This window comes from Conyzicola sp., assembly GCF_057073975.1.
Genome location: NZ_JBXMIS010000113.1, coordinates 1 through 13920, shown reverse-complemented (window position 1 = coordinate 13920; position 13920 = coordinate 1). Strand labels below are relative to the sequence as shown.

At 68.4% G+C, this 13920-nt stretch carries 9 protein-coding genes; 6 read left to right on the top strand and 3 right to left on the bottom strand.

The features are described 5' to 3' along the window. The 6 genes from AC14A7_RS10255 to AC14A7_RS10230 form a co-directional block, all read left to right on the top strand. Nucleotides 1–782: MFS transporter (locus tag AC14A7_RS10255; RefSeq protein WP_484008683.1), on the top strand; the 782-nt coding region annotated here is incomplete at its 5' end. Nucleotides 783–812: 30 nt separating this feature from the next. Next, nucleotides 813–959: a hypothetical protein gene (locus AC14A7_RS10250; RefSeq protein WP_484008681.1), complete on the top strand. Its 147-nt coding sequence runs from the start codon at nucleotides 813–815 to the stop codon at nucleotides 957–959. Between the two features lie 324 nt (nucleotides 960–1283). Beyond that, on the top strand, nucleotides 1284–6692 hold the full coding sequence (locus AC14A7_RS10245; RefSeq protein ID WP_484008679.1) for a beta strand repeat-containing protein: 5409 nt from the start codon (nucleotides 1284–1286) through the stop codon (nucleotides 6690–6692). A gap of 72 nt (nucleotides 6693–6764) precedes the next feature. Further along, nucleotides 6765–7634: a KPN_02809 family neutral zinc metallopeptidase gene (ypfJ, locus tag AC14A7_RS10240; protein ID WP_484008677.1), complete on the top strand. Its 870-nt coding sequence runs from the start codon at nucleotides 6765–6767 to the stop codon at nucleotides 7632–7634. Between the two features lie 154 nt (nucleotides 7635–7788). Then, complete coding sequence (locus AC14A7_RS10235; RefSeq protein ID WP_484008675.1) at nucleotides 7789–9852, top strand: acyl-CoA dehydrogenase family protein; 2064 nt, start codon at nucleotides 7789–7791, stop codon at nucleotides 9850–9852. A gap of 13 nt (nucleotides 9853–9865) precedes the next feature. Next, entirely contained in the window at nucleotides 9866–10762 is an 897-nt protein-coding gene (locus tag AC14A7_RS10230; protein ID WP_484008673.1) for an NADP-dependent oxidoreductase, read from the top strand. 5 nt (nucleotides 10763–10767) lie between these two features. Here AC14A7_RS10230 and AC14A7_RS10225 read toward each other — a convergent pair whose 3' ends face one another. From AC14A7_RS10225 to AC14A7_RS10215, 3 genes are all read right to left on the bottom strand, one after another. Continuing rightward, on the bottom strand, nucleotides 10768–11097 hold the full coding sequence (locus AC14A7_RS10225) for a hypothetical protein (protein WP_484008671.1): 330 nt from the start codon (nucleotides 11095–11097) through the stop codon (nucleotides 10768–10770). Nucleotides 11098–11182: 85 nt separating this feature from the next. After that, nucleotides 11183–12844, bottom strand: coding sequence for an ABC1 kinase family protein (locus tag AC14A7_RS10220; RefSeq protein ID WP_484008685.1), 1662 nt, complete (start codon nucleotides 12842–12844; stop codon nucleotides 11183–11185). Between the two features lie 41 nt (nucleotides 12845–12885). Then, nucleotides 12886–13467 carry a PadR family transcriptional regulator gene (locus tag AC14A7_RS10215; protein ID WP_484008669.1) on the bottom strand — a complete coding sequence of 194 codons (582 nt, stop codon included), beginning with the start codon at nucleotides 13465–13467 and terminating at the stop codon, nucleotides 12886–12888. Between the last annotated feature and the right edge of the window lie 453 nt (nucleotides 13468–13920).

The following is a 13920-nucleotide window of genomic DNA, read 5'->3' as shown; positions in this document are numbered from 1 at the left end:
CCGGCATCGGGCTGAGCGCGCTCGCGTCACTTGCGCTCGTGTTCTACGCGCTCGCCGACGGCCTGCCACTGTACGTCGCCGGAGCCTGCTGCTTTCTCGTGGCGCAGTCCGCGCTCAACGCGATCCGCCAGGCCCTCGTGGCCGCGGCTACAGAGCCAGCCAAGCGCATCCGCTCGCGCGCGGTCGTCTACACCCTCATGAACGCGGGCCTCGGCATCGGCACGGTGATCGGAGTAGCCGTGCTCGCCGTCGACTCCCCCGCGCTCTCCGTCGCCGTCTTCTGGCTGGGTGCTGGCCTCGCCCTCGTCGCCGGCGTCATGTTCGCGACCCTGCCGCGGGCGGTGCAGGAGCCCTCTGTGGCCACCCGCCGTCCCGGTGTCGTCGCTCTCCGCGACCGGCGGTTCATGATCGCGACCGGGCTCTCGGCGGTGCTCGCGCTCAACATGCCGGTGCTCACCGTGCTGCTTCCCCTGTGGATCTCCACCCGCACCGGTGCGCCAGAGTGGATCGCGGCCGTCGGCTTCGGGCTCAACACCGTGCTCGTGCTGCTGTTCCAGACCAGGCTGTCGGCGCGATTGACCGACGACAGGATGGCAGCGCGGTTCGCCTCGTTTGCGGCGGTCGCCTTCCCCCTCGCCTGCATCCTGGTTGGCGTCGCGGCGATGACCCCCGCCGTGCCGTCGGCGGTCATCGTGCTGCTCGCGATCGTCGCACTCACCGCCGGCGAGATCCTCGGCGGGCTCGCGACGTGGCACCTCGCCTTCCGCGATACGCCATCGTGATTGCATGGTCAGTATCAGGGAACGTTCGCGATGGCGTCGTCGCTCGCGCGCATCCTCGGTCCTCTGCTCGCGCTGCCGCTCGTGCTCGCACTCGGCCTCGGCGGATGGGCGATTCTCGGTGCTGTGTTCGCCGCCGCGTGCGTCGGGCTGGTGCTGCGCGCCCGCGTCACGGTGTGAGCGTTCGTTCCGAATCTGCTGAGGGGAGGGGCTGCAGCGCCGCCACTCGAGGTGCTGTTCACCGGCGAGCCTGCCGTACGTCCCACCCCTCGCCAGAGGGGCACTCCTTTTGGGCGTGGAGGAGCAACGTGACGGCCTCTAGTGTCATCACTGATCGGATGGGGGAAGTCCCGATCAACCTGGGGAGATATTGTGAAGCGCAAGGATGCGTCTGCCGGTACATCACGTTCGCGCCGATACGGCGCTCGTGGACGGTTCGGAATTGCGCTCCTGTCGGTGCTCGCCCTTATCGGCGCACCATTGTCTGGCGTTGCCTTCGACCCGATGCCAACCCCAGCGGCGGCTGCCGCCAGCAATAGTTGCACCGGCCTGTCGGCAGACGACCAGAACTCGATGCGCGTCACGGCGAGCCACGGCAAAGTCTTCTACATCGACAGCAGTGCGAGCTCGAGCCTCGACGCCGCCTATGTCTCGTACAAGATCGAGAACCGGAGCAGCAGCTCGGCCCGCACCAACATCTGGGCGACGGTCGACACCTTCCTCGGTGGGGTCGTCGGGCTAGCGAACCCCGCCACCTCCCAGCAGCCCCTCGGTGACATTGCCGCCTCGGGCTCCTCGACGGCGTTCTTCCTGCTGAAGGCCACGGCATCCACGGTTAAGGCGCAATCGCACGTCGTGCACGTCTACTCCGGCAAGCCGGGAACGACAGGAGCGACAGAGCTCTACAGCTGCACTTTCTCGTTCGCCAAGGTCAGCGAGACGATCAAAGCCGCGGCCAACAAGGTGACGAGCATGGCCTCGACCAGCGTCACCACCGTCGGTTCCACCATGACGGTCACGGTCGAGGGCAACACGGGAACGATCGGCGCAGGCAATGCGATCGACGGCTCCATGGTGTGGATCTCTCCGGCCGGCCGGTCCTCGTGGCCGACCGAGGCATTGCGCCTCGAGAGCACGACCTTCAGTGCGTACACGAACAACTCACGCAACGCGGGCAGCCTCGTGAATACGTGGTCGAACCAGCTGCGCATCCCGCTCGCTGGCGGGAGTCGCTACTACTACACGGCCGTCTACACCTTCCGCATCGTCGGCAAGTCCGCGGTCACCGCCGCGAGCGTCGTGCCGATCGCCCAGATCGCGAGCGGGACCCAGATCAAACACACCGACCTATCGTCGCTGTCGAGCGCGACCGTCGCGTCCGGCTCGACGTCGATCGCGGTCAAGGCAACGAAGACGGTCGCCGCCGCGGTCGACGTCGCCGACGGCTTCACGACCTTCTCGTACACGGTCAACCTCACCAATACCGGTGGTGGCGTTTCCGTGGACCAGGTGCTCGACACCCGCGACGCCGGGCTCACGTATGTTCCGGGAACGGCGAAGTACAACGGGGTGGCCATCGCCGACCCGACCACCGCGGCGGGCGCACAGACCGCGTACACGTTCTCTGGCCCGTTCGTGGTTCCCACCGGTACCTCCGGCACTCCGACCGTGCGGTCGATCACCTACAAGATGACAGTGCCCACCTGCACCGGCACGTTCCTGTTGCGCAACTCCGCGGTCGCCAGGATCGGCACGGTCACCATCGGCTCGGGTAGCTCGACGTACTCCGTCGCCAGAGCCGGCGGCACCTGCGGCTCGAGCATGCTGACCACCTTCGACACCATCGACGAGTCGCTGCCCATGGATGTCACGACGAGCCCGGCGACGACCGTCACCACGACGGCCGCCCGCATCAACGGTGTCGTCGACCCGAACGGCACAGCGGGGTCGGACATCGTCTTCGAATACTCCACCTCGCCCACCCTGACGGGCGCGACGACCGTCGTCGCCGGCCAGACGACCAGCGCCGGCATCTCCTACGCGGTCGGCACCGACCTCACCGGCCTCGCCAGCGGCACCACATACTACTTCCGGGCGCACGTGGGCACGGTCTACGGCGAGACGCTGAGCTTTGTCACCACCGAGGTGCCAGCAGCGCCGACGGCGACGACCGCGAGTGCGACCGACGTCACGAATGCTGGTGCGGCGACGCTCAACGGCACCATCGATCCCAATCAGGTTGTGAACGGCGCAAAGGCGAAGTTCCAGTACGCACCCGACTCGTCTGGCGGCGCCTGCACCACCCTCGGCACTACGACGACAACGGGCTACGTTCAGTCGGAGACCGACTCCGGCACGGAGGATGCGGTCATGTCAGGCTCGTTCCCCTCCGACGTCTCCATTGGCATCACGGGCCTCACCTTCAATGCCTGGTACTGCGTGCGGGTGGTCGCCTACTACAACGCGGCAACGGCCGACTGGTCTACCTCCGCGGTCGCGCCCAACTGGGTTCCGCTGAAGGCTGTCGTGAAGTCGGCCCAGACACTCACGTTCAGCGCGCCGGCCACGCAGTATGCGGGAACCACCGTCACCGCAGGAGCCGTCGCCACCAGCGGCCTCACCGCCAGCTACGAGAGCAACACGACGGATGTCTGCACGGTCTCCGGCGCCGTCGTCACCCTGCTGACACTCGGCACCTGCTCGATCACCGCGAGTCAGGGCGGCAACGAGGCGTACACCGCCGCCACGCCCGTCACGGTCGCCTTCGCCGTGATCCGCCAGCTGCAGTCGATCACCTTCACCACTGCGGCAACTGGTACAGCCGGAGACTCCCGAAGCCTCACTGCGACGACGACCGCGGCCGGGCTCGCGGTGGAGTACTCCGCAGGACCCTCCGATGTCTGCTCGGTGACCGAGGGAGTACTCCTCCTTGGACCGAACGACGGCGAATGTGAGATCACGGCGACCCAGCCTGGCTCGAGCGTCTTCAGCCCGGCCCCGTCGGTGACCCGCATCGTTTCGGTTCAGCCTGGACCACCGGTGGTAGTGACCACCTCGCTGCCCGACGGCACGATCGACTCCTCGTACTCTGCTTTCCTCGAGGCCATGGGCGGCAACGGCGTCTACAGCAACTGGACGCTCGTGAGCGGCATCCTTCCCGACGGGCTATTCTTCACCGAAGACGGCGAGATCTACGGAACGCCGACCGCGGCCAGCGTGGTCGACCTCGAGTTCTCGGTCGTGAGCGATGGCCAGACCAGTGAGACGGCGACGCTGTCGCTGACCATCCTGCGCAAGTCACAGGAGATCACCGCATCGGGTGTCGCCCTCACGTATGGAGATGCGCCGGCGGCCGCGACCGCGAGCACCGACTCCGGCCTTCCCGTCGTGTACGCAACGAGCGACACCTCCGTTGTCACCGTGTCGCCCGACGGCGCGATCACGGTCGTGGGCGTCGGGACCGCGACCGTGACGGTCACCGCTGATGGCGATGAGGAGTACCTCGATGCGGCAGACGTCACCTTCGAGGTAACCGTCGACGCCGCCGTGCTGACCGTTACCGCGTCCAGCCCCACCGTCACCTACGGGGATGCCCCGCCCGCCTACATCGCAACCGTCACCGGCTACGTCTACGCAGAGGGTGAGGAGAACCTGTCGGCACTGCCAGAGTGCTCCTCCAGCTACACCTCTGCCAGCGCAGCCGGGTCTGCACCCACCGTCACGTGCTCTGGTGCCGCCGCCGCGAACTACACGTTCAGCTACGTGGCTGGCGTCGTGACCGTTCTCAAGGCCACGCAGGTCGTCACGCTCTCGCCACTCACTCTCAACGACATGGCGCCCTCTAGCACGCAGGCCTTCGGCGCGACTGCCCTCGGCGGCGTCGTGCCAACCATCGTTGGCTCCGGTGAGTGCTCGTGGGGCGCGGGAATCGTCACGGCGACCGCCGTAGAGGGCTCGTGCACCGTCACGGTCTCCGTTGCGGAGTCGGCGAACCACCTGGCGGCGGCCGACGTCGTGCTGATGCTCGATGTGGCTGCCACCGCTAAGGCGAACCGCTCTCTCACCATCGACCTCGATGTACCGGGCACGACGCACCCGATGACCTCAACGCTCACGGTTGTGCCGACCGTGTCTCCCGATGACCCGGCGATCGGGTACGAGGTGGACGCGGCATCCATCGGTATCTGCGAGATCGGGCCGGGCACCGCCATCACCCTTCTCGCTCCCGGGTACTGCAGCATCACCGCGACCATTGCCGAGGATGACGGCTACAACCAGGTCAGTGCGTCGGTGGGCTTCCTGGTGACCCGCGTCGCCCGCACCATCGGAATCGCCGCCTCCGCGTCATCGGCAGAGGTCGGATCGACGATCACCCTCGGTGGAAGCCCAAGTGCCGGAGGCGGCACGGTCAGCTACTCGATCGTCACCGGCGACACCCACTGCAGCCTGAGCGGAGCCACGATCACGGCAACGTCGGTCGGGTTCTGCGGGGTGAATGCCAGCGTTGTCGTCGACGGGGCGTACGAGGCGGCAACCTCCGTCACCATCCAGCTGCACCTCGTCGCGGCGCCCGCTCCACTGCCGAGCGCGAGTGCAAGCCCAAGCCCGAGCCCGAGTGCCAGCGCCTCGTCCGAACCGACGCCGGCACCGACCGCGACGACAGTGCCTCGCTCGACCACGCCAGCCGCCGCCCCAGAGGAAGAGGAGGTCGTGCTGACATCTGCATCCGGTGGGTCTGGCGAGGCGGACTCGACGCCGCCTCGCGGAGCTCGGCTCACGCCCGGTGCCGTGCTGCCGCGCACCACGACCGCGGTCGTGCCGATCGGATCCTCGATCACGCCGGGCGCGCCCGCGCGATCGGCGAGCTCGGAGAGCACCATCGACGTCGGGTCCGGAGTGCAGCCGGCCATCGGCTCGACCCCGAGCCTGTCCGCCGCACAGCGCACCATCGCCGCTCTCCGCGGCGAGGCTCTCGGCGGCTTCGCGCCCCGATCCGGCGTCGTTGTGCAGGTGACGGGAGCCCGCACCGTCGGCCAGTTCCTCGTGACGCCGGCTAGCGTGCTCGACACCACCACCATCGCGGCGGCGATCGAGGAGTCGCGACAGCGGCTGGCATCAGAGTTCGCCGCGCTCGACAGCGCGTCGATCGTCGACGAGCCGTCGAGCGCGCAGCTGCTCGGCGGGCCAGTCTCGACCGACGCTCGTCGCGTGTTCTCCGACGCGGGACTCGGCGCCCCGGTCACAGCCGGAACACTGCGCGTCTCCTCCGCCATCGCGTGGGTGTCAGTGTCGGCGCATGCAGACGGATACGTGGCGGGCTCGGTGGTCTATCTCACGATCACGACCGACCCGGTGATCGTCGCCGCCGCGATCGTCGGCCGCGACGGCACGGCGCAGCTCTCCGGGCTCGTCCCAGCCGACCTGCTCGCTGACGGAGCGCACGATGTGCGAGTGGTCGGTATCCGCCAGCTGTCGGGTGTGACATCGGACGGTGACGGCACCGTCGTTCTCTCGGAATCCGCGATGACAGAAGTGCAGCGCTTCGACGTTGGTACCCAGGCGACGGTGCGGTTGCTCGGTGCCAACTCCAGCGGCGGTGCTCACGAGGTGGTCCGGGTCATCCCCCTGGTGCCAGAGGCACCGTGGTGGACGGTCGTTGTTCTCGCCCTCGCGGCGCTGCTCGCCGCCTTCGGAGTCGCCCTGCTGCGGCGATCGCGCCGCTGGGTGCCCGTCGTCACGACAGCGGCGCTCGTGGTGATCGCCATCCTTCCGATCGCGGTCGGCTGGCTCACCCGCGCCTACGAGGTCACGACCTGGGGTGCGATCGTGGCGCTCGCGGCGGTCGGCCTGGTCTGGATCGTGCGCGCAGCGACCGCCGGCCAGCGGGAGGAGCGCCGCCACTCGGCCGCTTAGACCCCGGAACGCGCCCTGACAGCTAGCTGAGTGCTGGCTGGATGGGCGCGTTTGGCGTAGTACCGTTTTGGAATGACTTTCAACGAGGGTGCAAACGTCGGCTCTGGCCGTGTCAGCCGACGAGGGCGCAACGGGGCCATCGCGGGAGGTGGAGGCATCGTCGGTGTGATCGCGGTGTTCCTCATCGCCCAGTTCACCGGCATCGACCTGTCTGGCTTGATCGGCGGAGGCGGTGGGGCGCCTGGACCAGAGGAGGAGCTCAACTGCACGGTCGAGCAGGCCAACACCAATGACGACTGCCGTGTCGAGGGTGCCGCCGCGTCGCTCGACGTCTACTGGGCAGACCAGGCGTCCGCCCTCGGATTCGAGTACGTGACCCCCGACGTGACGATATTCGACGGTTCGACGAGCACCGGCTGCGGAAACGCCACCTCCGCCGTCGGGCCCTTCTACTGCCCGCCCGACCAGGGCATCTACCTCGACACCGCGTTCTACGCCGACCTGCGCAGCAAGTTCGGCGCGAGCGGCGGGTCGCTTGCTCAGATGTACATCATCGCCCACGAGTGGGGCCACCACATCCAGCACATCTCGGGAATCACCGAGGGCAAGGACCTGCAGGTGCAGGGCGCGGACTCCGACAGTGTTCGGCTCGAACTGCAGGCCGACTGCTTCGCCGGCGCGTGGGTCGGCGCGGCATCCACCATCGAGGACGAGAACGGCGTGACGTTCCTCGAGCCGGTCACGCAGCAGCAGATCAACGACGCACTCAACGCGGCCGCCGCGGTCGGCGACGACAACATCCAGGAGAAGACCCAGGGCCAGGTCAACCCGGAGGGTTGGACCCACGGCTCGAGCGAGTCGCGCCAGAAATGGTTCGAGGCGGGTCGCGCCGGTGGCCCGAACGCGTGCAACACCTTCGAGGTGCCGGGCTCCGAGCTGTAGGACTCCGCACAGCCTGCCCCCAGCAAGCTGTAGCTTTCCCACAGAAGCGCCCCGGTCACGGCCGGGGCGTTTCGTGCGCTTGCCACGACGTGTTTGGCGTGCGGAGGCGCGGTTCCTACCGTAGGAGTCGTCACCTCTCACGGAAGGGCAGCTCATGACCCAGCTCGCCGATCGGCCAACAGCAGCGCCGACCACGACTCCCGACGCAGCGCCGACGGCGCCGACGGTGGATGTCGCCTGGCTCGGCGAGTACCTGCTGGGAGACTGGGCAGAGGCCCGCAAGCACTCCCGCGAGATGCTGAAGAACCCGGCCTTCCACCGCATCGACGGGCTCAGCATGGACGAGCACCGCACTCGGGTGCTCGGTCAGCTGCAGATGCTCGTCGACGCCAACTCCGTGCACCGCGCCTTCCCCAAGTCGGTCGGCGGACAGGAGGACCACGGCGGCAATATCGCGAGCTTCGAGGAGCTCGTGCTTGGCGACCCGTCGATGCAGATCAAGTCGGGCGTGCAGTGGGGCCTGTTCGGTGCAGCGGTCATGCACCTCGGAACCGAGCGGCACCACACGAAGCTGCTGCCCGACATCCTCAGCCTGAAGGTTCCCGGCGCGTTCGCGATGACGGAGACCGGACACGGCTCCGACGTCGCCGCGATCGGCACCACCGCGACCTTCGACGAGTTCACCGACGAGTTCATCATCGAGACGCCGTTCCGCGCCGCGTGGAAGGACTACCTCGGCAACGCGGCCCTGCACGGCAAGGCCGCCGTCGTCTTCGCGCAGCTCATCACAAAGGGCGTCAACCACGGCGTGCACGCCTTCTACGTGCCGATCCGCGACGACAAGGGGTTCCTTCGCGGCGTCGGGGGAGAGGACGACGGGCTCAAGGGCGGCCTCAACGGCATCGACAACGGCCGCCTGCACTTCACCGCCGTGCGCATCCCGCGCGAGAACCTGCTCAACAAGTACGGCGACGTGGATGCCGACGGCACCTACACCTCCCCCATCGCCAGCCCCGGCCGGCGCTTCTTCACCATGCTGGGAACCCTCGTGCAGGGCCGCGTCTCGCTCGACGGCGCGGCCGTGGTTGCGAGCAAGGCCGCGCTGACGATCGCGCTGCGCTACGCGAGCGAGCGCCGCCAGTTCACGGCCGGCGGCACCGACGAGCAGGTGCTGCTCGATTACGGCCGCCACCAGCGCCGCCTCCTACCCCGCCTCGCCCAGACCTACGCCATGTCGTTCGCCCACGAGGTGTTCCTGCAGTCGTTCGACGGCGTGTTCTCCGGTCGCACCGACACTGACCAGGACCGCCAGGATCTGGAGACGATCGCCGCCGCCCTCAAGCCGCTGAGCACATGGGCTGCCCTCGACATCCTGCAGGAGTGCCGCGAGGCCTGCGGCGGTGCCGGCTTCCTCGCCGAGAACCGCCTGACCCAGCTGCGCGCCGACCTCGACATCTACGTCACGTTCGAGGGCGACAACAACGTGCTGCTGCAGCTCGTCGCCAAGCGGCTGCTCACCGACTACTCCCGCAAGTTCGCCAAGGCGGATGCGGGCGCCCTTGCCCAGTACGTCACCGCCCAGGTCGGCGAGGCCACCTACAACCGCTCCGGCCTCCGCCAGCTCGTGCAGAACGTCGCCGACTTCGGCTCGACGGCCCGTTCCGTCGGCTACGTGCGCGACGCCCCCGCCCAGCGCCAACTGCTCACCGACCGGGTGCACACGATGGTCGCCGCGCTCGCGACGAAGCTCCGCCCGGCGAGCAAGCTGCCCGCGGCCGAGGCCGCCGCGCTCTTCAACCGCCATCAGAACGAGCTCATCGAGGCGGCGCGGGCGCACGCAGAGCTGTTGCAGTGGGAGGCGTTCACCGATGCCGTCGACGCCATCCCTGACGCCGGCACCAAGCAGGTGCTCACCTGGCTGCGCGACCTGTTCGGCCTGTCGATGATCGAGAAGAACCTGGCCTGGTACCTCATCCACGGTCGCCTCTCGGCCCAGCGCGCGGAGGCCATCACGGCCTACATCGACGACCGCCTGCTGCCGCGTCTTCGCCCGCACGCGCTCGCGCTCACCGACGCCTTCGGCTTCGAGCCGGAGCACCTGCGCGCCGCGATCGCGACCGGGGCAGAGGGCATTCGCCAGGACGAGGCGCGGGCGCACTACGCCGACCTCGCCGCGAAGGGCGAGCTGCCCGCGCAGGAGAAGGCACACTCCCGGTAGCTAGGCTCGAGCCATGGCACAGCGCATCGAGATCGACGCCTTCGGCGGACCGGAGCAACTGCACCTCCGCGAGTTCGAGCCGGCCGCACCGGGCGAGGGCGAGCTGCTCGTGCGCCAGCTCGCCATCGGGGTCAACCCCTTCGACTGGAAGTTCGTCTCCGGGGCCACTGTGCGCCAGGCACCGCAGTTTCCCGTGGTGCCGGGCATGGAGGGTGCTGGAGTCGTCGAGGCCGTCGGCGACGGCGTCGAGTTCTCCGTCGGCGACGAGGTCATCGCCCGCCAGTACCTCGGCGCGTATGCAACCCACCGCATCGTGAAGGCGGTGAACACGTGGGCGAAGCCGGCATCCGTCGACTGGCAGCAGGCCGCCGCGATCTCGCTCGCTGGCGCGACAGCGTGGGCTGCGCTCACGGCCGCCGGGGTCGGTGCCGGCGACAGGGTGCTCGTGCACAACGCCGCCGGCGGTGTCGGCTCTGCCGCGGTGCAGATCGCACGCCACCTCGGCGCGACGGTCATCGGCACGGCCTCGGCGAAGAACCACGACTACGTGCGTGCGCTCGGTGCGGAGCCGGTGCTGTATGGCGATGGTCTCATCGAGCGGGTGCGCGCGCTCGGCGCGGTGACGGCATCCGTCGACTTCGCCGGCGACCATGGTGCGGTGTCGGCGACGTCCGCACTGCTGTCAGATCTCTCGCGGGCATCCACCGCCGTGGGAACAGACGAATCGGATGCCGCCGGCATCACCCGCCTGAAGGCGACGCCAGACGACAGCGCACGGGCGATCCGCTTGGCGGCGCACGGGGGGCTCACCCTCGAGGTCACCCGCGCCTTCCCGCTCGCCGATGCGGCGGAGGCGCTGACCCTCAGCCGCGACGGACATGTGCGCGGCAAGATCGTGCTGGTCGTCTAGGGCGACTAGAGCTCGTAGTCGTCGAAGACGCTGTCTGGCACGCTCGGCTGCACCGACGGCGGCGATTCGATCGCGTGGATCCGCTCGCGAACGTCGGCGATCGTCTGCGCGTTGTCTGGCTCCGGCAGCTCGCTCGCAACCGGTCGTGCCGTCATCATCGTGGCGGGGCCGATGAGCAGCTTCACCGACTGCGGCTGGCCCGTTGCGGTGAGCACGCGCACGTCGACAGAGTCGGCCGTCGCGCCCTTGGCCATGAGCACCGAGTACTCCAGCAGGAGGTCGGCTGCATCGTCGCCGATCAGCCAGTCGGTGTCGCCGTAGTTGATGAGCTTCATTCTTCGACGGTACGCAGGCCGAGCCGATTGCGGCAGTCGGTTGACAATGCTCACAGGGAGTGGGAGTGAGACGCGCAGGTTGCGCCTAGGGCAGCCGCCGCCCCACGAGTCCCGCGAAGAGGGCGTGCAGCAGTGGCAGCGCGGAGGTGGCGAGAAGCACGGTGCCGAGCACGGCATCCTCACGGCGCACGAGGATGCCGCCGATCAGCAGCGCGGCAAACAGCACCGCAGAGATGAGGCGCCGTGCCGTTCGCTCGAGCGAGGCTACCCGCTTGTCGAGTCGCGGGGTCTGCACCGCGATGCGCCCCTCCTCGAGCTGGGTCGTGAGGTCGTCGAGTCGCTGCGGCAGTCGCACAACGGTGCTCGCGACCGCCATCGCCTTCTTCGCGAGATCCTGCACGACGTTGCCGGCCTCCGCCGAGATGAGCTTGGCCGAGTACGGCTCGACGGCATCCCAGATGTTGAACTTCGCGTCGAGGGTGCTGCACATTCCGGAGGTGAGCGACATCGCCCGGATGATGAGGAGGAAGTTCTCCGGTAGTTGGAACGGCAGCGATCGCACGACGTCGCCGAACTCGGTCGCGAACGCCTGGAACTCCCGGGGGTCGACCTCGGCGAGCTCGGCGAATCCCATTCCGCCGAAGCGCGCGAAGAGCTTGGTCATGGCCCGCTCGAGCTCTATCGTGTCGGCGGTCGGCAGCAGCACCCCGACCTCGCGGATGCCGTTGACCATTCCCTTGCCGTCGCGCGACGCGGCGGAGATGAGCAGGCCGCGCAGACCGGCGCGCAGCCTCGTCGGAACCTCGCCCATCATCCCGAAGTCGATGAAGGCGAAGTGCCAGCCGCGCTCGCTCGCATCCGGGGTCACGAAGATGTTGCCGGGGTGCGGGTCGGCGTGGAAGTAGCCCTCGATGAACAGCTGGTCGAACATGACGGCGGCGAACTCCGACGCGACCACCGCAGGGTCGATGCCGGCGGCGCGCAGGCTCCCGGTGTCGTTGATCTTGATCGCCGTGACATCCTCTGTCGTCAGCACGCGCCGAGCGGTGCGCTCCCACACCACCGCCGGCACGGCGACGCGGTCGTCGCCGTCGAACATCTCGGCGAAGCGCTCTGCGCTCGCGGCCTCGTGGAGGTAGTCGATCTCCTCGAGGCTCGTGCGGGCGAACTCCTCCATGAGCATGGGCATGTCGACCCGGTCGGAGACGAGCCGGATGCGGCTGAGCCAGCGGGCGACGCGACGAAGGGCGCGCAGGTCGACGTCGACGATCAGGCCGATGCCAGGGCGCTGGATCTTGATGACGACGTCGCGCAGCCCGGTGTCTGCGGCATCCGCATCAGTCAGGGTGGCGCGGTGCGCCTGCCCGAGGGATGCCGCGGCGAGCGGCACCGGGTCGACGCTCGCGAAGGCGAGCTCGAGCGGCATGCCGAGCTCAGCCTCTGCCGATGCCGCGATGTAGGCGAACGGCACGGCAGGCACTTCGTCTTGCAGTCCCTCGAGCTCCTTGGTGATCTCCGGCGGCAGCACATCGAGCCGCGTCGACATGAACTGGCCGACCTTGATCATGAGCCCGCCGAGGTCGACGGCGAGCCCGTGGAACCGCCGCGCGATGCGCCGCAGTCGCTTGGGGCGCCCGACCGCCGCGAGGCGCGAGAGGCCGAACCGCGGCAGCACGAGCTCGAACCACCAGGTCTGCACGAGATACCGTGCGGCGAACCGGATGATGCGCCGGTACCGCGCACGCATCGCCCCGGCGTCGGTCGCGTCGGTTCTCACACTCGCTGGTCTCACTGAGCCAGTATCGAGTAGATCTTGCGCTTCGCCTCCTCCAATACGGCGACGGCCTCCTCGATCTGCGTGGGGGTGCCAGAGCGGCCGACCTGCGCCGCCGCCTGGGCGAGGTCGATGCCGGCCTTGGGAAGCGCGGATGCCCGCCCCTTCTCCCTGGCTCCGTGGCTGTCCCACGGGGTCGCCGTCTCGGCATCCGCCACGACCTTGCCCTCCTCGGTGAGCGAGTAGGTCTTGCGGCCGTTTGACTCGCTCGCGCTGATGAGGCCCTCGTCGGCGAGCAGCTGCAGCGTCGGGTAGACAGAGCCGGGGCTCGGCTTCCACGCGCCGCCGCTGCGCTCTGCGATCTCCTGGATGATCTGGTAGCCGTGCATCGGCTTCTCTGCGAGCAGGCTCAGCACCGCCGCACGCACATCGCCGCGGCCCATGCGCGGGCCGACCTTCTGCTCGAACTGCGCCTTGAGCTGCTCCATCGCCTCCCAGGCGGTAGCACCGGCCCAGTCGGCCGCGGCGCGCGGGCCGCCCTGGCCGTGCCCGCCTCCCATGCCGCCGAACATGTCTCCCATGGATGAATTACGCATCATCGTCTCCTTCTCACCCGACCCCGGGGTGGGAATGGGCGATACCTAACGATATATCGTCGGCGCGCATTCGGCATCCATGTAACGCACATCGACATTCGCCTGCTCCGGAAGGTCGATTCTCGTTACATCAACGTCAGGCTCCTTCGTTGCCCGCCTTCCATCACCGTGTCACCGTCGCCCGAACGCAATCGACCCTCTGGAGGTGACACCCATGAACGCAGTATCCACATCGGGTGCTCCCCTCGGTCGACGATCGCGACTGATCTAGTCGTCACCGGGAGCACCCGCCACGCAGTCTGCGAAAGGCACCTCCCGTGAGCACTTCTCTCTCTTCAGCCCGCCGCGCCCTCGTCCTCGGTGGTGGCGGCTCCGCCGGCAACGCCTGGCTCATCGGCGTCGCCGCCGGTCTTGCCGAGCGTGGCCTGGATGTCACCACGGCCGACCTCATCA